Annotated in this window: 18 protein-coding genes; 13 read left to right on the forward strand and 5 right to left on the reverse strand. The window is 72.3% G+C overall.

The genetic code is table 11. The features are described 5' to 3' along the window. Positions 1–169 precede the first annotated feature (169 nt). The 9 genes from ACIRJP_RS30020 to ACIRJP_RS30060 all read left to right on the forward strand — a co-directional run bounded on the left by ACIRJP_RS30020 (position 170) and on the right by ACIRJP_RS30060 (position 10,355). Positions 170–1,345 carry a MalY/PatB family protein gene (locus ACIRJP_RS30020; RefSeq protein ID WP_404180695.1) on the forward strand — a complete coding sequence of 392 codons (1,176 nt, stop codon included), beginning with the start codon at positions 170–172 and terminating at the stop codon, positions 1,343–1,345. Positions 1,346–1,512: 167 nt separating this feature from the next. Continuing rightward, positions 1,513–3,048 carry an MFS transporter gene (locus ACIRJP_RS30025; protein ID WP_404180698.1) on the forward strand — a complete coding sequence of 512 codons (1,536 nt, stop codon included), beginning with the start codon at positions 1,513–1,515 and terminating at the stop codon, positions 3,046–3,048. A gap of 58 nt (positions 3,049–3,106) precedes the next feature. Continuing rightward, positions 3,107–3,520: a DUF3151 domain-containing protein gene (locus ACIRJP_RS30030; RefSeq protein ID WP_328512431.1), complete on the forward strand. Its 414-nt coding sequence runs from the start codon at positions 3,107–3,109 to the stop codon at positions 3,518–3,520. Positions 3,521–3,698: 178 nt separating this feature from the next. Beyond that, the gene (locus ACIRJP_RS30035) at positions 3,699–4,547 is read left to right on the forward strand and encodes a tryptophan 2,3-dioxygenase family protein (RefSeq protein ID WP_404180701.1); all 849 of its coding nucleotides are present in this window, start codon (positions 3,699–3,701) and stop codon (positions 4,545–4,547) included. A 13-nt stretch (positions 4,548–4,560) separates the two neighbouring features. After that, positions 4,561–5,793: a kynureninase gene (gene kynU, locus ACIRJP_RS30040; RefSeq protein ID WP_404180894.1), complete on the forward strand. Its 1,233-nt coding sequence runs from the start codon at positions 4,561–4,563 to the stop codon at positions 5,791–5,793. Between the two features lie 121 nt (positions 5,794–5,914). Then, positions 5,915–6,790 (forward strand): alpha/beta hydrolase family protein, encoded by an 876-nt coding sequence (locus ACIRJP_RS30045; protein WP_404180704.1) that lies wholly within the window; start codon positions 5,915–5,917, stop codon positions 6,788–6,790. A 128-nt stretch (positions 6,791–6,918) separates the two neighbouring features. Then, on the forward strand, positions 6,919–8,220 hold the full coding sequence (locus tag ACIRJP_RS30050; RefSeq protein WP_404180707.1) for a sensor histidine kinase: 1,302 nt from the start codon (positions 6,919–6,921) through the stop codon (positions 8,218–8,220). Positions 8,221–8,225: 5 nt separating this feature from the next. Beyond that, positions 8,226–8,918 (forward strand): response regulator, encoded by a 693-nt coding sequence (locus ACIRJP_RS30055; RefSeq protein ID WP_404180897.1) that lies wholly within the window; start codon positions 8,226–8,228, stop codon positions 8,916–8,918. A 207-nt stretch (positions 8,919–9,125) separates the two neighbouring features. Beyond that, positions 9,126–10,355: a cytochrome P450 gene (locus ACIRJP_RS30060; protein ID WP_404180710.1), complete on the forward strand. Its 1,230-nt coding sequence runs from the start codon at positions 9,126–9,128 to the stop codon at positions 10,353–10,355. 33 nt (positions 10,356–10,388) lie between these two features. Here ACIRJP_RS30060 and ACIRJP_RS30065 read toward each other — a convergent pair whose 3' ends face one another. The 3 genes from ACIRJP_RS30065 to ACIRJP_RS30075 form a co-directional block, all read right to left on the reverse strand. Next, positions 10,389–10,718 (reverse strand): hypothetical protein, encoded by a 330-nt coding sequence (locus ACIRJP_RS30065; RefSeq protein ID WP_388666219.1) that lies wholly within the window; start codon positions 10,716–10,718, stop codon positions 10,389–10,391. Positions 10,719–10,808: 90 nt separating this feature from the next. Continuing rightward, complete coding sequence (locus ACIRJP_RS30070) at positions 10,809–12,443, reverse strand: ABC transporter permease (RefSeq protein WP_404180713.1); 1,635 nt, start codon at positions 12,441–12,443, stop codon at positions 10,809–10,811. Continuing rightward, the gene (locus ACIRJP_RS30075) at positions 12,440–13,399 is read right to left on the reverse strand and encodes an ATP-binding cassette domain-containing protein (protein ID WP_404180716.1); all 960 of its coding nucleotides are present in this window, start codon (positions 13,397–13,399) and stop codon (positions 12,440–12,442) included. The genes ACIRJP_RS30070 and ACIRJP_RS30075 overlap by 4 nt, the downstream gene beginning before the upstream one ends. A 101-nt stretch (positions 13,400–13,500) precedes the next feature. On the opposite strand from ACIRJP_RS30075, the gene ACIRJP_RS30080 reads away from it, so the two are divergent. Next, a complete protein-coding gene (locus tag ACIRJP_RS30080) occupies positions 13,501–14,070 on the forward strand; it encodes a GbsR/MarR family transcriptional regulator (RefSeq protein ID WP_404180719.1) in 570 nt (189 codons plus the stop codon). A 206-nt stretch (positions 14,071–14,276) separates the two neighbouring features. On the opposite strand, the gene ACIRJP_RS30085 is transcribed toward ACIRJP_RS30080, so the two are convergent. Next, entirely contained in the window at positions 14,277–15,134 is an 858-nt protein-coding gene (locus ACIRJP_RS30085; protein WP_404180722.1) for a diacylglycerol kinase, read from the reverse strand. 186 nt (positions 15,135–15,320) lie between these two features. Between ACIRJP_RS30085 and ACIRJP_RS30090 the strand changes: the two genes are divergently transcribed. Together ACIRJP_RS30090 and ACIRJP_RS30095 are read left to right on the forward strand one after the other, a co-directional pair. Beyond that, positions 15,321–16,604: an adenylosuccinate synthase gene (locus ACIRJP_RS30090; protein ID WP_404180725.1), complete on the forward strand. Its 1,284-nt coding sequence runs from the start codon at positions 15,321–15,323 to the stop codon at positions 16,602–16,604. Between the two features lie 628 nt (positions 16,605–17,232). Then, entirely contained in the window at positions 17,233–18,129 is an 897-nt protein-coding gene (locus ACIRJP_RS30095; protein WP_404180728.1) for a glycoside hydrolase family 19 protein, read from the forward strand. Positions 18,130–18,200: 71 nt separating this feature from the next. On the opposite strand, the gene ACIRJP_RS30100 is transcribed toward ACIRJP_RS30095, so the two are convergent. Beyond that, positions 18,201–19,679, reverse strand: coding sequence for a helix-turn-helix domain-containing protein (locus ACIRJP_RS30100; RefSeq protein ID WP_404180900.1), 1,479 nt, complete (start codon positions 19,677–19,679; stop codon positions 18,201–18,203). A gap of 337 nt (positions 19,680–20,016) precedes the next feature. On the opposite strand from ACIRJP_RS30100, the gene dnaN reads away from it, so the two are divergent. Then, positions 20,017–21,168 carry a DNA polymerase III subunit beta gene (gene dnaN / locus ACIRJP_RS30105; RefSeq protein ID WP_404180731.1) on the forward strand — a complete coding sequence of 384 codons (1,152 nt, stop codon included), beginning with the start codon at positions 20,017–20,019 and terminating at the stop codon, positions 21,166–21,168. Positions 21,169–21,201: the final 33 nt, after the last annotated feature.

Raw genomic sequence — 21,201 nt, forward strand, 5'->3', positions numbered from 1 at the left:
GCGCTGGGCGCCGCGGGGCCCCCCACACCCCCCGCCCCCCCCCCCCCCCGGCGGGGGGGGGGGGCCGGGGGGCCGGGGGGGGGGGGGGGCCCCCCCCCCGGGGGGGGGCCCCCCCCCCACGGCATGTCCGAGGGACGTTTTCTGACAGATACATACGTAAGGAGTCGCTGTGGCTTCCAGCGCGCGCTATGACTTCGACACCGTCGTCGACCGCCGGGGCACCTGGTGCGTCCAGTGGGACGGGGTCGCGGACCGGTTCGGGGTGGACGGGCTGCTGCCGTTCACCATCTCTGACATGGACTTCGAGACGGCCCCGGAGGTGCTGGACGCGCTGCGCTCCCGCCTCGGCCACGGGGTGTTCGGCTACACCGACTGGCGGCAGGGCGACTTCCGCTCGGCGATAGCCCACTGGTACGCGACCCGGTACGGCACGGAGGTGGACACCGGGCAGCTGGTGTACGGGCCCTCCGTGCTCAGCCAGCTCTCGCAGCTGTTGCAGATGTGGACGTCGCCGGGCGAGGGCGTGGTCGTCCACACCCCCACCTACGACGGTTTCCGCAAGGCGGTCACCGGGCTCGGGCGGGAGCTGCGCGGTGTGCCGGTGGGGGACCCGGCCGCGCTGGAACGCGAGCTGGCCCGCCCCGACAGCAAGGTCCTGGTCCTGTGCTCCCCGCACAATCCGACCGGCCGGGTGTGGACGACGGCCGAGCTGGAGGAGATCGCCTCGCTCGCCGCGCGGCACGGCGTCGCGGTGATCAGCGACGAGATACACGCGGACTTCGTGCACGAGGGGCATACGCATGTGCCGTGGACGCGGGTCGCGGGTGACGGGCGCTGGGCGCTGGTCACCTCCGCGTCCAAGGCGTTCAACTTCCCGGCGTTGACCGGTTCGTACGGATTGATCGGCGATCCGGCCGACCGGACGGAGTTCCTGCGCCGGATGGAGACGGCCGAGGGGCTCGCCTCCCCGGCGGTGCTGTCGCTGACCGCGCACATCGCCGCGTACCGGGAGTCAGCACAGTGGCTGGACTCGGTGCGGGAGTACGTCGCGGGGAACCTGGCGCTGGTCGCGCAACGGCTGGGCGAGGCGTTCCCGGAGCTGGGGTGGCGGCCGCCGCAGGCCGGATACCTGGCGTGGATCGATCTGCGGCCCGCCGGTGTCGACGGCGACGAGGCATTGCAGCGGGTGCTGATCGAGCGGGAGAAGGTCGCGGTGATGCCGGGCGGGGTGTACGGCGCGGAGGGCTTCGTGCGGCTGAACGTGGGATGCCCGCGCGCCAAGACGGAGGCCGGGGTGGACGCGCTGATCCGGGGCGTGCGGGCGGTGACGGGGCGGGCGGCGTAGGCGTCGTAGGCTGCCCGGTGTTGCCCGGTGCTGCCCGGGGCCCGGCGCCGCCTGGTGTCGCTCGGTGCCGCCCGATGTCGTGCGGGAGATCCGTGCAGCCGCCCCCCGTCGGCCGGGAGCGCCGCCGCCGGATGGCTCTCCCGGCCCGGAGCGGGGATGCTGCTCGTATGCCTGACGCAGCCGAGACGGGAACCCCGGGCGCCATCCGCGTCGCCTCCGCCGCCGGACGCTGGGTCGTCCTCACCACCGTCCTCGGCTCCAGCATGGCCATGCTGGACTCCACCGTCATCAACGTCGCACTGCCCCGCATCGGCAAGGACCTCGGCACCGACCTGGCCGCGCTCCAGTGGACCGTCAACGCCTACATGCTGACCCTCGCCGGACTCATCCTCCTCGGCGGCGCCCTGGGCGACCGGTACGGGCGGCGGCGGGTCTTCGTCGTCGGCGTCGTCTGGTTCGCCGCCGCGTCGGTGCTGTGCGGTCTGGCGCCGAACGCCGCCGTCCTGATCGCCGCCCGCGCTCTCCAGGGCATCGGCGGGGCGCTCCTTACGCCCGGTTCGCTGGCCCTGATCCAGGCGAGCTTCCACCCCGACGACCGGGCCCGCGCGGTCGGGCTGTGGTCGGGGCTGGGCGGGGTCGGGGCCGCCGTCGGGCCGTTCGTCGGCGGATGGCTGGTCGACGGGCCGGGCTGGCGGTGGGTGTTCCTGCTCAATGTGCCGCTCGCCGCGGTCTGTGTGCCGGTGGCGCTGCGCCACGTACCGGAATCACGCGACCCGCACGCCCACGGGCGCTTCGACGTGCTGGGCGCCGTGCTCGCGGCGCTCGCCCTCGCCCTGGTGACGTACGCGCTGATCGAGGCGCCGGGGCAGGGGGCGTCCGGGGCGGTGATCGGGGCGGCCGTCGCGGGGGTGCTGCTCGGGGCGCTCTTCGTACGGGTGGAGCGCACCCGGGCGGAACCGATGCTGCCGCCCTCGGTCTTCGCGTCCCGGCAGTTCACCGTTGTCAATGTGATCACCCTCTGCGTGTACGCGGCCCTCGGCGGTTACTTCTTCCTCTCCGCGATCCAGCTCCAGGTGGTGGCCGGGTACTCGGCGCTCGGCGCGGGCACGGCGCTGCTGCCGTCGACCGTCCTGATGCTGCTCTTCTCGGCCGCCTCGGGCGAGCTGGGCCAGCGCATCGGGCCCCGTATTCCGCTCACGGCCGGGCCGCTGGTCGCCGCCGCCGGAATGCTGCTGATGCTGCGGGTCGGGCCCGGGTCGAACACCGTGTCCGGCTACCTCACCGACGTGCTGCCCGCGGTCGCCGTTCTCGGCGTCGGACTGGTCACCCTGGTCGCACCGCTCACCGCGACCGTCCTGGCCTCCGTGGACACCGCACGGGCCGGCCTCGCCAGCGGGATCAACAACGCGGCCGCCCGCGCCGCCGGGCTGATCGCGGTGGCCGCGCTGCCGCTGCTCGCCGGAATGGGACCGGAGGCCTACCGGAACGCCGACGAGTTCGCCGCGACCTTCCGCCGGGCCATGCCGATGTGCGCCGGGCTCCTCGTGCTGGGGGCGGCGATCGCCTGGGTGACCGTACGCAGACCCCCGGTCACGGCGGACGAGAAGGAGCAGGTGCGGCCCGAGTGCACCGTGCACTGCGGGATCGCCGCACCGCCCCTGGAACCGGCGCACGAGGAGGAGCAGAACCCGGGCGCACGCTGACCGCGCACGCCGACGCCCGGGTGCCCCCGGCGGGCGGGCGCCAGGCACACTTGAACCCATGTCGATCCACGAGAACCTGCTCGGGGGCCCGCCCCCCACCCACCTGCCCGACGACCCGGAGCCGCGCGAACTGCTGGCGAACGGCGTCGCCCCCGCCGACGTCGCAGCGAAGTACCCGACCTCGTCCCTGGCCTGGGCGCAGCTCGCCGACGAGGCGTACGACGCCGGCCGCGTGGTCGAGTCGTACGCCTACGCCCGCACCGGCTACCACCGCGGCCTGGACGCGCTGCGCAGGGCCGGCTGGAAGGGACACGGCCCCGTGCCGTTCGAGCACGAGCCGAACCGCGGCTTCCTGCGCGCCCTGCACGCCCTGGCACGGGCCGCGCGGGCGATCGGTGAGCAGGAGGAGTACGAGCGCTGCTCGACGTTCCTGCGCGACTCCTCGCCCACCGCCGCCGAGACGCTGGGTTAGGGCCGCCGGGCCCCCCAAGGGTTGCGAGAAGGTGCTTTGGGCCTCGCGGACATATCGTCGTCCGCGGGGCCTGCACGTTCTCCCGGTGTCCGCTTAGGATGCCGACAGGGGACCGGAGCTCCATCACCTCACGGAAGGGGCGGACCGCTACCCGGAAGCTTGTGTCGAGGAGACAGCAATGTCGACGATCCACCCCGACCCCGAAGCCACCGGTGCGCAGACCCCGCACCTCGACTTCGCGGGTACGACTCCGTACGAGGACTATGTCCAGGCGGATGTCCTGACCCATCTCCAGCACCCTCTCTCCGACGATCCGGGCGAGATGGTCTTCCTGGTCACCACCCAGGTCATGGAGCTGTGGTTCACCGTCATCGTCCATGAGTGGGAGACCGCCGCGCACGCCCTGCGCCAGGACCGGCTGAATGTCGCCCGCGACGCGCTGAAGCGCTCGGTGCGCGAGCTGGAGGCGCTCAACGCCTCCTGGACGCCGCTGGCCCAGCTCACCCCCGCCCAGTTCAACTCCTACCGCTCCGCGCTCGGCGAGGGTTCCGGTTTCCAGTCGGCGATGTACCGGCGGATGGAGTTCCTGCTCGGCGACAAGTCCGCGTCCATGCTGGTGCCGCACCGGGGCGCGCCCCGGGTCCACGCCGAGCTGGAGAAGGCGCTCGGCGAGCCGGGTCTGTACGACGAGACGCTGGCGCTGCTCGCCCGGCGCGGGTTCGCCATACCCAAGGCCGTGCTCGGCCGGGACCTGACGCGGAAGTACGAACCGTCGCCCGAGGTCGAGGCGGTCTGGGCGGAGATCTACGCGGACCCCGAGCACCACGACGAGCTCGTCCGGCTCGGCGAGGCGCTCACCGACGTCGGCGAGCTGGTGTGGCGCTGGCGCAACGACCATCTCGTCGCCACGCGGCGCGCCATGGGCTCGAAGACCGGTACCGGCGGATCCGCCGGGGTCGCCTGGCTGGAGAAGCGGGCCACGAAGAACGTCTTCCCCGAGCTGTGGACGGCGCGCAGCCATGTCTGAGACCTCCGCTGCCATGCCCGAGAACTCCGCAGTCACGTCCGAGACCTCCGCTGCCGCCTCCGAGTCCCTCGCCGCGCGGGCCGCGGCACTCGACGCCGCCGACCCGCTCGCGGACCGGCGCAAGCTCTTCGCCCTCGACGACACTGTCTACCTCGACGGCAACTCGCTCGGCGCGCTGCCGGCGCACGTGCCCGCCCGGGTGCAGGAGGTCCTCACCCGCGAGTGGGGCGAGCTGCGCATCCGGTCCTGGGGCGAGAGCGGCTGGTGGACCGCGCCGGAACGGATCGGTGACCGGATCGCCCCGCTCGTCGGCGCCGCCGCCGGACAGATCGTGGTGGGCGACTCCACCAGCGTGAACGTCTTCAAGGCCGTCGTCGCCGCGACCCGGCTGGCGCCGGAGGGCCGCGACGAGATCCTCGTCGACGCGACGACCTTCCCCACGGACGGGTACATCGCCCGGTCCGCCGCCCGGATGACCGGCCACCGGATCGTCCCGGTCGCCCCCGCCGAGGTGCCGGACGCGCTGGGCCCCCGTACCGCGGCCGTGCTGCTCAACCATGTCGACTACCGCACCGGCAGGCTCCACGACCTGCCCGGACTCACCGCCGCCGTGCACGGGGCGGGCGCCATCGCCGTCTGGGACCTGTGCCACAGCGCGGGCGCCCTGCCCGTCGGCCTCGACGAGCACGGCGTGGACCTGGCGGTCGGCTGCACGTACAAGTACCTGAACGGCGGCCCCGGTTCGCCCGCGTACATCTACATCGCCGAGCGCCACCAGGCGGCCTTCGACTCGCCCCTGCCGGGGTGGACCTCGCACGCCGACCCGTTCGGCGTGACACCTGAATACACCCCGGCCGACGGCGCGGTACGAGGCAGGGTCGGCACCCCCGACATCGTCTCCATGCTCACGCTCGAAGCAGCGCTGGACGTGTGGGACGGGGTGTCCATCGACGAGGTACGGGCCAAGTCCCTGGCGCTGACGGACTTCTTCCAGGAGTGCGTCGCCCGGTACGCGCCCGAGGGCCGGGTCCCCTCCATCACCCCCGCACCCGCGGAGCGCGGCAGCCAGGTCGCGCTGCGCTGCGAGGACGCGGAACAGGTGATGGACGAACTCATCGCCCGGGGCGTCGTCGGTGACCTGCGCCGGCCGGACGTGCTGCGGTTCGGATTCACGCCGCTGTACGTCGGGTTCGCGGACGTGGAGCGGGCGGCCCGGGTGCTGGGCGAGGTGCTGGCCCAGCAGTAGCAGGGGAAGCCCGCGGGCATCTTTGGGCCCGTGATCCTCCGCGGGGACGGGAACCTTCCGTACTGGTACCGTCCCCGCAGGTCAGGCCAGTTGGGCACAGCTACAGGACGGTTGGAGCAGCATGTCGGATTCTGCCGCGCGTGATCGGGACGCAGCCGAGACCGAATCGGCCCTCTCGCATCCACCGGTCGCCCCCGATGCGTCAGCCTCCTATGGCAGCCACCCCGACCAGCTGATCGACTTCTACGCCCCGCGCGACGGGCGGACCGGGGCGCCGGTCGTGGTCGTGCTGCACGGCGGGGCATGGCGGGCGCCGTACGACCGGCAGCACGTGTCGCCGTTCGCGGATTTCCTGGCCCGGCGCGGGTTCGCCGTCGCCAGCGTCGAGTACCGGCGCGGCGGCGAGATCCCGCAGCAGCGGGGTTCCGGTCCGGTCGCGGGCCGCTGGCCGGAGACCTTCGACGACGTCGCCGCGGCGATGGACGCGCTGCCGGCGCTGCTGGCCCGGGAACTCCCGGAGGCCGACGCCCGGCGGATCGTCGTCACCGGGCACTCGGCCGGCGGGCAGCTGGCGCTGTGGGCCGCCGCCCGGCACGTACTGCCCGAGGGGTCGCCGTGGCGGCTGCCCGCGCCGCCGCAGCTGCGGGGCGTCGTCGCCCTCGCACCCATCGCAGACTTCGCCACCGCCGTCGGGCTGGACGTGTGCTCGGGGGCGGTCGGTCAACTCCTCGGCGGTGATGAGGACTTCGCGGATCGGGCCGCGCACGCCGATCCGGCCGTGCTGCTGCCCACCGGCATCGCCACCACTGTGGTGCAGGGCACCACCGACATCGACGTGCCGCAGGCGGTCGCGGAGGCATTCGTCGACGCGGCGGCGAAGGCGGGCGAGACGGTGGGGCTGACCCTGCTGCCCGAGGTGGGTCACTTCCCGCTGATCGACCCGGCGGCGGACGCGTGCGCGGTGGTGGCGGAGGAGCTCGCACAGCTCGCCTGGTGAGGGACGTTTCCGGTCGCCTGGCGAGCTGGGCAGGCCGCTCGGCGGAGTCCGTAGTACTTGCGATGGACGGCCCGGAATCCGTATCACTGCTGACGACCGGGCCGGGCCCGCCCGCCTAACGTGGAAGCGTGACCGAGACCAAGAGCAGAAGCCCGGAGTTCCAACTGGCGGCGGGGGCGATAGGCGGCCTCCGGCAGTCCCTCTTCAACGACGCGTTCGCCTACCGCCCGATGCCGCGGCTGGGGACCGACGGGCCGGTGATCCGCCAACTGCCGAAGCGGATGCGGGAGCGTGCGACCTGGGCGCTGCACGCGGTCGTGGTGCTGGCCGCGCTCATCGTCTTTCTGCTGGGGGTGGCCGAGGCGGAGTATCCGCTCGCCGAGGTGCTCGCCGTGTTCCCGGCCATCGCTGTGGCGATGACGCTGGTCAGGCCGGTCGGGGCGTTCTGGATGTCGTTGCTGCTGACGCCGGTGACCGCGGTGTTCGGCAACGGCGGGTGGCCGTGGGGGCCGGTCACGTTCTTCGCGCACCTGGTCGTGCTGATCGTCGTCGCGGCCAGGACCGGGCGGCGCACCGCGGCCTGGATGTGGGGCCTGACCACACTGCTCGGTGTGGTCATGGAGAACCTCGTCTGGCGGCCCGGGACCACCACCTTCGGGATGGCCCTGACCTCGGCGTTCGCCCTGCTGGTGGTCTCCACGGTGCAGATCCGCCGCGACGCGGAGCGCGAGGTGACGGTGCAGCGGACTGTGACCGCCGTCGAGCGCGACCGGCGCACACTGCTGGAGGAGCGCACCACCATCGCCCGTGAGCTGCACGACGTGGTCGCGCACCACATGTCGGTCGTCGCGATCCAGGCCGAGGCCGCCCCGTACCGGGTGGAGAATCCGCCGCCCGAGCTGGAGCAGGCCTTTGTCACGATCCGGGAGAACGCCGTCGCCGCCCTCACCGAGCTGCGCCGGGTCCTCGGCGTCGTACGCGCCGAGGACTACCAGGCGCCGGACGCCCCGCAGCCCACGCTCGCCCAGCTCGACGGGCTCCTCGCCAACGTGAGCGAGGCGGGCCTGACGACGGAGAAGACCGTCACGGGTGCGGTGCGCGAACTGCCGCAGGGGGTCGAGCTGTCGGCGTACCGGATCATCCAGGAGGCCCTCAGCAACACGCTGCGGCACGCACCGGGCGCCACCGCCAGGGTGGAGATCGGCTATGTGCTGGGCGGGCTCGGTGTACGTGTCGTCAACGGGCCGCCCACCGGTCCGGTGAAGCCCTCACCGGGCGCGGGCCACGGGATCACCGGGATGCGGGAGCGGGTCGCGATGCTGAACGGCGACATGACGGCCGACGCGACCACCGACGGCGGGTACGAGATCACGGTGTTCATCCCCGTACAGACCGGTTCCGAGCCCCTGGAACAGGCGGACCGGGCATGAGCGGCATGAGCGGCACGGGCACTTCCACCGTCCCGGCCCCGTCCATCCGGGTGCTGATCGTGGACGACCAGATGATGGTCCGTGAGGGCTTCTCGGTACTCCTCAACGCCATGCCGGGGATCGAGGTCGTCGGCGAGGCGGTCGACGGCCGACAGGCCATCGCACAGGTCGCGGCCCTGAGCCCCGACGTGGTCCTGATGGACATCCGGATGCCGGAACTCAACGGCATCGAGGCCACCCGCGAGATCGTCGCCGCTGACGCGGACGCCAAGGTCCTGGTGCTGACCACCTTCGACCTCGACGAGTACGTGTACCAGGCGCTGCGCGCCGGGGCGTCCGGCTTCCTCCTCAAGGACGCCTCCGCGCGCCAGCTCGCGGACGGGGTACGGGTGGTGGCCGCGGGCGAGGCACTGCTCGCGCCGACCGTCACCAAGCGGCTGATCAACGAGTTCTCGAAGCTCGCGGAGGCCCCGCGCTCACCCGCGCTGGCCCGGATCGGCGACCTCACCGAGCGCGAGACGGAGGTGCTCGTCCTCATCGCGCAGGGCCGGTCCAACGCGGAGATCGCCTCGTATCTGGTGGTCGCCGAGTCCACCATCAAGACCCATGTGAGCCGGATCCTGGTGAAGCTGGGACTGCGCGACCGCACCCAGGCGGCCGTCTTCGCGTACGAGGCCCGCCTGGTCACACCTTCCTGAGACGGGGTGGTGGACGGGAGACGGACGGGGGCGGTCGGCGGCCGGGAGAGGTCTGGGCCGCTGGTCGCCGCCGCGGGATGGCTGGGGTCGGTCCTTGGCCGGGGGCGTGACCCGGGATGGCCGGGTCGGTCCTTGGCCGGGGGATGGCTGGGGTCGGTCCGTGGCCGGGGGTGGTCGGCGGCCCGGGGATGCGGTTAGCGTCCGGCTATGCACCAGTCCCCCCGTTCCGCGGCCGATGCCCCCTTCGACCCCTGGTCCCCGGCCTTCGTCGCCGACCCGTACCCCGCCTACGCCGCACTGCGCGCCACCGGCCGGGTGCACCGCTTCGAGCCGACCGACCAGTGGCTCGTCCCGCACCACGCGGATGTGTCCGCGCTGCTGCGCGACCGCCGCCTGGGCCGCACGTACCTGCACCGCTTCACCCACGAGGAGTTCGGCCGCACGCCGCCGCCCGCCGGGCACGAGCCCTTCCACACCCTCAACGGACAGGGGCTCCTCGACCTGGAGGCCCCCGACCACACCCGGATCCGGCGCCTGGTCTCCAAGGCGTTCACCCCGCGTACGGTCGAGCAACTCGTCCCGACCGTGCGGCGGCTGGCCGCCGAGCTGGTCGACTCCTTCGTCGAGGCGGGCGGCGGCGATCTGCTCACGGCGGTCGCCGAGCCGCTGCCGGTGGCCGTCATCGCCGAGATGCTCGGCATCCCGGAGTCCGACCGGGGCCCGCTGCGGCCCTGGTCCGCGGCGATCTGCGGAATGTTCGAGCTGAACCCGTCCGAGGAGACCGCGCACGCCGCCGTCCGCGCCTCGCTCGACTTCTCCGCGTATCTGCGCGAGCTGATCGAGGAGCGGCGCAAGAACCCCGGTACGGATCTGATCTCCGCGCTCATCGCCGCCCACGACGAGGGGGAGCGACTGAGCGAACAGGAGATGATCTCCACGTGTGTGCTGCTGCTGAACGCGGGCCACGAGGCGACCGTCAACACCACCGTGAACGGCTGGTGGACGCTGCTGCGCCACCCCGAGCAGCTGGCCGCACTGCGCGCCGACCACGGCCTGCTGCCGACGGCCATCGAGGAGCTGATGCGGTACGACACCCCGTTGCAGATGTTCGAGCGCTGGGTCCTGGACGACATCGAGATCGACGGCACAGTCATTCCGCGCGGCTCGGAGGTGGCGCTGCTCTTCGGCTCGGCCAACCGCGACCCGGCCCGCTTCACCGACCCGGACACCCTGGACCTGGCCCGGCAGGACAACCCGCACATCACCTTCGGTGCGGGCATCCACTTCTGTCTGGGCGCCCCACTGGCCCGGGTCGAACTGGCCGCGTCCTTCGGTGAACTGCTGCGCCGAGCCCCGCGGATGCGGCTGGCGGCCGAGCCGGAGTGGAACCCGGGCTATGTGATCAGGGGTCTGAAGGAACTCCGCGTGGAGCTGTGACGACAGCCGGGGCGGCGCGGGGCCGCCCCGCGCTCAGCACCCCGGTCCGCAGGCCAGCGGCGGGCCCTCCAGTACGTCGAAGGCCACCCCGAAACCGGTGAGGGCGGCGAGCGCCACCGCCGCCCCGAGCGCCCGCCGCCACTTCCGCCCCGCGAGGGCGACGAGGACGAGCCCGGCCGCGATGCCGCCGAGCGTCATGACCGGAAGCCCGAGCCAGAGCACGTTCCACTCCGACTCGCCCTCGAAGCCGCCGAAGATGCCGTGCCTGCCGTACGGCGCCCAGGCGAGCACCCCGGCCGCCGCGCCCGCGGCGACGACCAGGCATCCGACGGCCCCACGGACGGCTTCGCTTCGGTTCTCCATGCACGCAGTGACGCCCGGGAAACCCGGCGGGGTTGCGCCCGCCGGGTTTCCCGGGACCATCCAGGGCCCGTATCGTCCCGCAACGCCCCGTCACGTCAGGACATCGCGCCTGCGCAACGCCCCCACCCCGGTCCCGACCAGTGCCACTGCGACGGCGGTGAGCGCGAGCACCGGGCCCCACTCCATTCCCGTGCCGCCCGGCAGCTTCGGCAGATGTGTGAACGGCGACATGTCCATCACCGCCTGCGGCATGTCGACGGCGGGCCCGAGCCACCCCAGCGCCAGACAGATCCCGGCGACGCCCCAGGACGCCACCGCCGCCTTCGGGAACGCCCCGTACAGCAGGACCGTCACCCCGCCGAGCAGCCAGATCGCCGGGAGCTGCACCAGCGACGCACCCAGCACGGCCGGGAGTTCGTGGCCGTAGCCGAGGGCCAGGCCGAGGCCGCCGGCCGTCATGAGCAGGGCCGCGCCGCCGAACGCGATGACCAGATGACCGGCCGCCCACCCCGTCCGGCCCACTCCGCCCGCCAGCACCGGTTCGGCACGTCCGACGGTCTCCTCGCCGTGCAGCCGCAGCACCGACGCGACGATGTACAGCGCCGCGACCATCCCGAGCACGGAGATCATCACGGCGAGGAACGCGTCGGTCAACCCGGCCTGACCGCCCATCCGCTCGAAGACCTCCCTGGTCTTCGCGTTGTCGCCGACGAGATCGGCCGCCCCGCCGGTCAGCCCGCCGAAGGCGACACCGACCACCGCGAAGGAGAGCGTCCACCCGGTCAGCGCACCGCGCTGGAGCCGCAGCGCCAGACCGAACGCCGTGGAGATCCGTCCCCGCGCGGGCCCCGGTCTCGTCGCCAGGAAGCTCATCCCGACATCGCGCCGCCCGGCCAGCCCGTACGCGAGGACGGCCTGGACCACCACGGCCGCCGCGAGGACGAGCAGCACCCACCAGCGCTCGTCCGCGTACGCCCGGACGTTCTCCGCCCAGCCGATGGGGGAGAGCCAGGTCAGCACGGACGAGCCGTCGTCCGAAGCCGAGTCGCCCGCCGCCTTCAGGACGAACGCGGCACCGATCACCGCCGCCGTGAGCCCCTTGGCGAGCCGGGCGCTCTCGGTGAACTGGGCGGCGATCGCCGCCGTGCAGGCGAACAGCACACCGGTCCCGGCGACCGCCAGGGCCAGGGCCACCGCCCCGGCGCCGCCCGCGCCCGACCCCGCCAGGCCCGCGCCCATCACCAGTGCCAGTGCCGTGTTGGCGATCACGGCGGCGAGCAGGGCGGCGGTCAGCGGGGCGCGGCGCCCCACCATCGCGGAGGAAAGCATCTCCTGACGGCCGGTCTCCTCTTCCTCCCGGGTGTGCCGTACGACGACTATCAGGCTCATCACGGCCGCCAGCACCGCCCCGAAGGCGGCCATCCGCCAGCTCACGAGTCCGCCGACCGAGTCGTCGAAGACCGGGCCGTACATGGCGCGGAGGGAGCTGTTGCCGTTCATCGACGCGGCGAGTTCGGCACGTTGGGCGGCGGTGTCGTAGATCGAGGCGATGGAGTTGCCGACGGAGGAGAAGGAGCCGCCGAGGGCGAGCACCCAGATCGGCAGCATGATCCGGTCGCGCCGCAGCGCGAGCCGCAGCAGCGTCCACGTCCCGGCGAGCTGCCCGGTCGCGGCCCGGGTCCGGCGCCGGGCGCCGGCCGGGGTGGTCATGGTCACGGCAGTCATCGCGCCACCGCCCCCGCGCCCTCGCCTTTTCCAGGAGCGTCCGCCGTGTCTGTCGCGCCTGCTGTGTCCGCCGTGTCGGTTGCGTAGTGGCGCAGGAACAGCTCCTCCAGCGTGGGCGGAGTGCTGGTCAGCGTCCGTACGCCCGACGCGGTGAGCGACTTGAGGACGGCGTCCAGCTTGTCCGTGTCGACCTGGAGCGTGACCCGCAGGCCCTGGACTTCGAGGTCGTGGACACCGGGCAGCCGGGCGAGCCCGTTGGGCGGGGCGGCCAGCTCGGCGCTGATGTTCGTACGCGTCAGGTGGCGCATGTCCGCCAGCGAGCCCGTCTCCACCGTCCGCCCCTGGCGGATGATGCTGACCCGGTCGCAGAGCGTCTCGACCTCGCTGAGGATGTGGCTGGAGAGCAGGACCGTCCGCCCGCGCGCACGCTCCTCGGCCACGCACTCCTGGAAGACCTCCTCCATCAGCGGGTCGAGTCCGCTGGTGGGTTCGTCCAGGATCAGCAGATCCACGTCGGAGGCGAAAGCGGCGACGAGGGCGACCTTCTGGCGGTTGCCCTTGGAGTACGTACGCCCCTTCTTGGTCGGGTCGAGCTCGAACCGGTCGACGAGATCGGCGCGCCGGGCCCGGTCGAGGCCGCCGCGCAGGCTCCCGTACAGATCGATCACCTCGCCGCCGGAGAGGTTGCGCCACAGCGTGACGTCGCCCGGGACGTACGCCACCTTCCGGTGGAGCTCCACCGCGTCTCGCCACGGGTCGCGGCCGAGCAGCTGGGCGGCGCCGGAGTCGGCCCGCAGCAGGCCCAGCAGCACCCGGATGGTGGTGGACTTCCCGGAGCCGTTGGGCCCGAGGAAGCCGTGGACCTCACCGCCCTCGACGATGAGGTCTAGCCCGTCCAGCGCGTGTGTCCGGCCGAAGGACTTGTGCAGTCCGGCCACCGTGATCGCCTTCGTCATGTTTCTGAACGTACGCTACTTTCACAATTTTGTGAAGTTAAGGAAGCGTATAAAGTTGACGTTGCGGCGGGGGCCGGGAAAACAGGGGAGACGATCGGGTGATGACCAGCGAGACCCAGACCCAGACCGGGGCCGGGAGTCAGAGCGGCGAGACCGGGCGGAGCGGGGGCTCCGGGCGTGACGCGGAGGCTGTGTCGCGGTTCGTGGAGCGGTTCGCGTCGGAGATGACCGAGGCGGGGATGCAGCGGATGGCGTCCCGGGTCTTCGCCGCGCTCCTCGCGGACGACGACGGCTCCATGACCTCCGCCGAGCTCGCCCTCGCGCTGCAGATCAGCCCGGCGGCCGTGTCCGGCGCGGTCAGCTATCTCACGCAGGTCAGCATGGTCAGTCGTGAACGCGACCCGGGTTCGCGCCGCGACCGCTACCGCCTGCTCGACGAGGTCTGGTTCGCCACCTTCGCCAGCCGCGACCGGGTGCTGACCCGCTGGGAGAGCACCCTCAAGGAAGGCGTCCGCATCCTGGGCGAGGACACCCCGGCCGGTGCCCGGCTCGCCGAGACGGTGGCGTTCTTCGAGTTCCTGCAGGCGGAGCTGGTCGGGATGATGGACCGCTGGCACGAGCACCGCAAGGCGCTCGACCTCCCGACCCGCGACGGGCACGCGACCGCCTGACGGGCACGCGACCGTTTGGGCGGGTGCGGGGGACCCGGCGGCATGAGCCGCAGCAGCCCCTCCGGCAGGGCATCGCCGTCATCGGCAACCACCCCCGGACCCGCCTCTTCGCCCGCCTCCCCGGCCGGGAAGAGCATGAGCAGGGGCCCGGCAGCCGCGTCGTTCACGTCGAACAGCAGGACATCCCCCCACTCCTCGGCCGGAGGCTAGCCCTCCGCCATCGGCAGCATCAGTCCCCAGGCCCCCGCCCGCACCGTCCACGTCCGCGTCCGGACCGGGCCGCCGACCTGTATGTCCGCCCGGTAGCGGAAGTCCGCGCCCGAGACCGTGACGGCCTTCGCCTCCGCCGTCACCGGATCGGCCGCAGGCGGGCGGATCACCACCTCCGCGAGGCCCCCGTCACCGCCCTGCGAGGTCACCGTCACCGATTCGACCGGCTGGTCCAGGTCGTTCAGCAGGACACCGTCGGCCTCGACCCGCAGCCGGTGCGTGGGCGGCGGGGCGGCGGGTGTCTGCGGGACGGGGCGCACCAGGGTGCGGACCAGGTTGCGGCAGGTGTCCCAGACCGCCGTGACCCCCGTGTGCGCGGCCGACGCACCCGGCAGCGCACTCTGCGCCGGGATGTGCAGCGCGCCCAGGACCACACCGTCGCTGTCGTCCACCAGCAGGTCCAGCCTGCGCGCGGCGCCGTCCAGCGCGGTGCGCGCCGCCGCCACCGCGCCCAGGGGCACGCCGAGCGAATGGGCCAGTTCCAGCGCGGCCGCGCTGCCGACCGGGATCAGCGAGAGCACGCTCCCGTCCGGCTCCCGCTCCCGGTGCAGCTGGGCCACCGCCCGCCGCAGCGCGCGGTCGTCGCCGACCACCACCGGGCGCCTCCCACCCCGGCGGGACAGGGCCCTGGCGAATTCCTCGGGCCCGTCGGGCAGGCAGATCTTGGCGTGCGAACCGGCGCTCAGCACGTCCTTCGCGATACGCACGGACTCGCCGTCGGTCCGGCGGGCGACCGGGTCGATGACCACCAGCAGCTGGTGCGCACCGTCGCCGGGGGGCTGGGCAGCCGACACCTCGGTCCTTCCTCGGGTAGCATCTTGGTGCAAGAGCCCCTTGCGCTATTGCGCCAGGGGCTTCGTCTATTCCGGGGCACCCGGTTCGACGGTTCAGGCCTTGTCGTACATCGTCGTACGGCATGTACGACGTTTACGTACGCCCCCTGACCTTGGACATGCCCCGCCCGGAAGGGGTGTACGCCTGTGCCCGCACTTGTGCTGCTCGGTGCTCAGTGGGGTGACGAGGGCAAGGGAAAGGCCACCGACCTCCTCGGTGGATCCGTGGACTATGTAGTGCGCTACCAAGGCGGCAACAACGCCGGCCATACGGTGGTCGTAGGTGACCAGAAGTACGCACTGCATCTCCTCCCCTCCGGAATCCTTTCGCCGGGTTGTACCCCGGTCATCGGAAACGGTGTCGTCGTCGACCCGGCCGTCCTGCTCTCCGAGCTGAGTGGGCTGAACGACCGCGGCGTGGACACGTCCAAGCTGCTGATCAGCGGCAATGCCCATTTGATCACCCCGTACAACGTCACGATCGACAAGGTGACGGAACGGTTCCTCGGGAAGCGCAAGATCGGCACGACCGGTCGAGGCATCGGCCCGACGTACGCCGACAAGATCAACCGGGTGGGCATCCGCGTCCAGGACCTCTACGACGAGTCCATCCTGGAGCAGAAGGTCGACGCGGCCCTGGAGCAGAAGAACCAGCTCCTGGCCAAGGTCTTCAACCGCCGTGCCATCGAGTCCGGCAAGATCGTCGAGGAGATGCTCCAGTACGCGGAGCAGATCAAGCCGTACGTCGCCGACACGACGCTGATCCTGAACGACGCCATCGACGCGGGCAAGGTCGTCCTCTTCGAGGGTGGTCAGGGCACGCTGCTCGACGTCGACCACGGCACGTACCCCTTCGTCACCTCGTCGAACCCGACCGCGGGCGGCGCCTGCACCGGTGCCGGCGTGGGCCCGACGAAGATCAGCCGGGTCATCGGCATCCTCAAGGCGTACACCACCCGCGTCGGCGCCGGCCCGTTCCCGACGGAGCTGCTCGACGAGGACGGCGAGGCGCTGCGCCGGATCGGTGGCGAGCGCGGTGTCACCACCGGCCGCGACCGCCGCTGCGGCTGGTTCGACGCGGTCATCGCGCGGTACGCGACCCGGGTCAACGGTCTCACCGACTTCTTCCTCACCAAGCTGGACGTGCTGACCGGCTGGGAGCAGATCCCGGTGTGCGTGGCGTACGAGATCGACGGCAAGCGCGTCGAGGAACTCCCGTACAGCCAGACCGACTTCCACCACGCGAAGCCGGTCTACGAGATGCTGCCGGGCTGGTCCGAGGACATCACCAAGGCCAAGTCCTTCGGTGACCTGCCGAAGAACGCGCAGGCGTACGTGAAGGCGCTGGAGGAGATGTCCGGCGCCCCGATCTCCGCGATCGGTGTCGGCCCCGGCCGCACCGAGACCATCGAGATCAACTCCTTCCTCTAGGAGCGGCCGCCGCCGAGCGGCGAACACCAAAAGGGCCGGGACGGCGAGTCCCGGCCCTTTTGGTGTTTCGTTCACTCCTCGCCGCAGATCCGCAGCCCCTCCGGCGTCGCGCACGGCAGATGGCTGTGGGCGCGGATCACGTCCTGGCCGTTGCCCCGGGTGAGGTAGCCGAGGAAGCCCGCGGCCAGTGAGCCGGTGGGCGGGCGTCCCGGATGCCGCCGATGATGCGGACGCGGCTGTCCACGGCCGCCCCGGTCAGCAGCACCAGCAGCTTGAAGTGCTCACCCCGGTTGAGCGGTACGCGCGGCAGCCGGATCAGCGAGCCGCTCTGGCGCAGCCCGGCTGCCGGGGTGAAGCCCTGGGGTGCGACGGCGGCAACCCCGCCTCGGTCGAGGCCCGGGTTGCCAAGTGCGAACGGGTTACGTCCGTTCTCGGCACGGACCCGGCTCAGGACTGATCTGCTGACGCCGAGTCAGCTATGCGCCGTCGGTGCGCCCCGGATGCGCCCCGAAAGGAGCGCCGTTCTGGTCTAGACCTTGACAGGTTCAGACCATTCCCGCTTGAGTGGCGGGCAACCCCATGGCGGCGCACCGTCCAGTCCGGTGCACCGCGCCGAAGGAGTGATCGCATGATCAGGCGCTTCACGGGTCTGCTGGCCGCGCTGGCCGCGGTCGTCGCAACGGTCGTCTTTCTCCCGGTGGCCAACGCGTCCGGCGCGGCGGCCGAGGCCGACTGCGCGGCCCCCTGGAACTCCTCGTCCGTGTACACCGGTGGCGGGACGGCCTCCTACAACGGACACAACTGGACCGCCAAGTGGTGGACCCAGAACGAAACCCCCGGAAGCTCCGACGTCTGGTCGGACCGGGGGAGTTGCGGCGGTGGCGGTACGGACCCGGGCAACCCGTCCGGCTTCGTCGTCAGCGAGGCGCAGTTCAACCAGATGTTCCCGAACCGGAATTCGTTCTACACGTACGAGGGTCTGGCCGCAGCCCTGAGTGCCTACCCGGCCTTCGCGAACACCGGCAGCGACAGCGTCAGGCGCCAGGAGGCGGCGGCGTTCCTCGCCAACGTCAGCCACGAGACGGGCGGCCTGGTGTACGTGGTCGAGCAGAACACGTCCAACTACCCCCACTACTGCGACAGCAGCCAGCCCTACGGCTGCCCGGCCGGTCAGGCCGCGTACTACGGCCGCGGCCCGATCCAGCTCAGCTGGAACTTCAACTACAAGGCCGCCGGTGACGCACTCGGCATCGATCTGCTGGCCAACCCGTACCTGGTCGAGCAGAACGCCTCGGTCGCCTGGAAGACCGGCCTCTGGTACTGGAACACCCAGAACGGCCCCGGCACCATGACCGCCCACAACGCCATGGTGAGCGGCGCCGGGTTCGGTGAGACCATCCGGTCCATCAACGGCACCCTGGAGTGCAACGGCGGCAACCCCGCCCAGGTCCAGAGCCGCATCGACCGCTACAAGGCGTTCGTGCAGATCCTCGGCGCCACCCCCGGCTCCAACCTGAGCTGCTGACCGGCGGCTCCTGTTCTCCCCCACGCTGCGGGGGCGTGCCCGGCTCCGGCCGGGCACGCCCCCGTTCCGGTTCAGCGGGCGGTGCCGGCCTCCGCGAGGTCCAGGGCCCGGAAGGCGAGCCACAGGTCGTAACGGGCGCTGGGCGGCTGGAGCAGTGAGCGGCCGAGGACCGATTCGAGCCTGGTGAGGCGCTTGCGGACGCCCGGCACCGAGATGCCCAGCGCCTCGGCGGTACCGGAGAGTTGGGCCTCGCACTCCAGCCAGGCACGGAGGGTCTCCCACGGATCGGCGGAGCTCCGCGAGGTGCCCGGCCCGGGGAGCGGGCGCAGTTGCTGGGCCGCCCACTCCTGTACGGCCACCACGCCCAGGATGTCGTCCAGGCCGAGCGGCGGCCGGGGCGCGCGCTCGTTCCGGCGGGCCCTGCCGGGCACGGTGGGGGTGGCGCGGATGCGCAGGGCCAGATCGAGGGCGGCCTGGTCGCCGACCCGGTTCAGGTCCAGGCCGAGCAGTTCGCCGATCAGCCGGAGCCGGGCGGCCAGGGTGTTGCGATGGATCTTCAGATGCTGGGTCGCGTGCGAGGAGAACGCCAGCCAGGAGGCGAGCGTCGCCGCGAGTTCCTGGCTGCCCGGGTCCTGGCTGCGCCGGGGCAGGTACGTGAGCAACGGGTGCAGCAGTTCGTCGGCCCACCGCGCCCCGACCGCCCCGGCGGCCACGGCCGGATCCGGCGCCGATCCGAAGCAGGCGTGCCGGGCGGGCAGTCCGCGGGCCACCGCCAGCGCGTGGAACGCCTGGCGGTAACCGGTCGCCGTGTCCGCCAGCGGTACGTCCTCGCTCACCCCCGCGACGCACTCGGTGACCGCCTCGGCGACCCGGATGCCGAGCCGCTGTTCGGCCGTGCCCGCGTCGGCCGGCACGACGAGGATCAGATGGCGGGCGTAGACCGGGCACCGGACGATCCAGGACCGCCCGCCGGAGAGCTCCGTGCAGATCCGCGCCACCTCGTCCCGGCGGCCGGGCGGGCACTCCACGACGTACACCCGGACGGGGTCGGGCAGGTTGGGCTTCAGCGCGCCCGCCACCTGGTGCGCGATGGACAGCTGACCCGTCATGAGCAGGTGCAGCACCGCTTCCCGGCTGCGCGACTCCGCGAGGTCGACGCGGCGCCGCTTGCGCTCCACGGCCTCCGCCGCCCAGCACATGGCGAGCGGCATCGCCACGTCGGCGAGCAGGATGGCGAGCCCGTCCGGCAGCGGGCGTGGCGCGACCACGGCCAGAATGGGGGCGGCGGCGTCCGGCGGGCCGTCCAGCGGGAACAGCAGCGCGGTGTTCGCCCCGCGGTCGAAGGAGAAGGAGCGGGCGTCGAGCCCGGGCAGGTTCCTCGCGTACTCGCGTGCCAGCGCGGCCGCCTCCACGCCCGTACCGTCCGGGCTCCGGGTCACGCCGTGCAGCACGGTGCCGTCCCCGTCGAGGAGCCCGGCCCAGCCCGCCGCCCGGCCGGACACCCAGTGCAGGAGCTCCCGCGATCCGCCCGACCGGGCCAGCCGGTACATCCGAAGTACGTCATCGGCCCGTTCCCGCGCGCGCACAAGTCCTCCACCCCTGCTCAAAACCGGAATGAAGGCTACCGGTTTGATTGTGCGGACTGATACCTGACATGGCCCACACAGTGCTGATTGAAGCTTTCAGGTACGTACCCGAGGACCTAGAGTCCGAACACGGTTGCGGCACCCCTTGGGGGAGGGGTACGGGGGCGACAGCAGCGGCTCACGGGGGTGGCCGCTGTCGCGTCGGCCGCAACCGTTCTTTTTCTTCCGTTGTCAGTGGCGGCCCCTAGTGTCGGCTCACGATCGCGTCCGCGATCGAAGCCGACCGGGAGAGGCCGCCGCCATGGAGTTCCGCATTGAGCGCAGCGCACTGACCGATGCCGTGGCCTGGGCGGCCCGCGTGCTGCCCACGCGCTCGCCCGTTCCAGTGCTGGGCGGCCTCCTGCTGGAGGCAGCCGATGGCCGGCTGGGCATCTCGGGGCTGGACTACGAGGCGTCGGCCCGCATCGAGGTGGCGGCAGAGACCGTACGGGCCGGGAAGGTGCTGGTCATGGGCCGGCGGCTGCTCGATGTCTGCAAGGTGCTGCCCGAGAAGTTGGTGGAGTGCGCGGTCGAGGGTTCCCGGTTCTCGCTGGCGAGTGACGGTGCCCGGTTCGGCCTCTCGGTGCTGCCTTTCGACGACTACCCGTCGCTGCCGTCGCTGCCGGAGGTGCTCGGCGGGGTGGACGCGGAGGAGTTCGCGGCGGCCGTCGCCCATGTGACGGTGGCGGCGGGCCGGGACGACTCGCTGCCGACGCTGACCGGCATCCGGCTGGCGCTGGACGGCGACACGATGACCCTGGCCGCCACGGACCGCTACCGCTTCGCGGTGCGCACGCTCTCCTGGAAGCCCGGCCGGGACGCTGTCACGGCTGATGTCGTGGTCTCTGCCCGCAGGCTCACCGAGATCGCCCGCTCCTTCGGCCGGGGCGGCGTGGTCAGCCTGGCCCTGGACGGCGGTTCGGCCGGGTTCGAACTGGCCGGGATGCGTACGACGGTGCGCCTCCTCGACGGCCGGCTGCCGCGCCACGACCAGCTGTTCGCGATGACCGGCGCGGTCACGGCCGAGACGGACCGGGTGCCCCTGGTCGAGGCCGTCAAGCGGGTCGCCGTGGTCGCGGAGGGCGGCAGCCCGCTCCACCTCGTCTTCTCCGAGGGCTCGGTGCTGCTCCAGGCGGGCTACGAGGACGACGTCGCCTCCCAGCGCCTGCCCGCCGTGCTGGAGGGCGCCGAGGATCTGACGGTCGCCTTCAACCCGGCGTATCTGATGGATGCGCTGGGCTCGTTCGGCACGCCCGTGATCAGGTTCGAGCTGATGGGCCCCGGCCAGCGCGCGATGGTCACCGGCCGGACGCCCGGCGAGGACCCGGAGGGCTCCCGGCCCGCTCACCAGCATCTGCTGATGTCGGCCAAGCCGCTGCTCCAGGACGTACCAGGGGCGGGGCGTGTCACGTGATGCTGACGTCATGATCGCGCGGCTGCGTACCTG

The organism is Streptomyces sp. NPDC102437 (assembly GCF_044765565.1).
In the GTDB taxonomy this organism is placed as follows: Bacteria; Actinomycetota; Actinomycetes; order Streptomycetales; family Streptomycetaceae; genus Streptomyces.